This is a genomic window from Actinomadura logoneensis, from assembly GCF_003428695.1.
Lineage (GTDB): Bacteria > Actinomycetota > Actinomycetes > Streptosporangiales > Streptosporangiaceae > Spirillospora > Spirillospora logoneensis.
On sequence record NZ_QURH01000377.1, the window covers coordinates 1 to 554 of the forward strand.

General features: G+C 67.3%; 1 protein-coding gene. It reads left to right on the plus strand.

The window, feature by feature from the left end:
- On the plus strand, nucleotides 1-554 hold a 554-nt coding region (locus tag DZF91_RS22815; RefSeq protein ID WP_199486811.1), incomplete at both ends, for a UvrB/UvrC motif-containing protein.

Sequence of the window (554 nt, forward strand, 5' to 3'; positions counted from 1 at the left end):
TACATCTCCGACCGGTTCCTGCCGGACAAGGCGATCGACCTGATCGACGAGGCGGGGTCGCGGATGCGGATCCGTCGGATGACCGCGCCGCCGGACCTGCGCGAGTACGACGAGAAGATCGCTGATGTGCGTCGGGAGAAGGAGTCGGCGATCGACGCGCAGGACTTCGAGAAGGCCGCGGCGCTGCGCGATTCGGAGAAGCAGCTGCTGGCCAAGAAGGCGCAGCGGGAGAAGGAGTGGAAGGCCGGCGACATGGATGTCGTGGCCGAGGTGACCGAGGAGCTGATCGCCGAGGTCCTGGCCACCGCGACCGGTATCCCGGTGTTCAAGCTGACCGAGGAGGAGTCGGCGCGGCTGCTGCGGATGGAGGACGAGCTGCACCGCCGGGTGATCGGTCAGGAAGACGCGATCAAGGCGCTGTCGCAGTCGATCCGGCGGACGCGTGCGGGGTTGAAGGACCCCAAGCGGCCGGGTGGGTCGTTCATCTTCGCGGGCCCGTCGGGTGTGGGCAAGACCGAGCTGTCCAAGACGCTGGCGGAGTTCCTGTTCGGTGA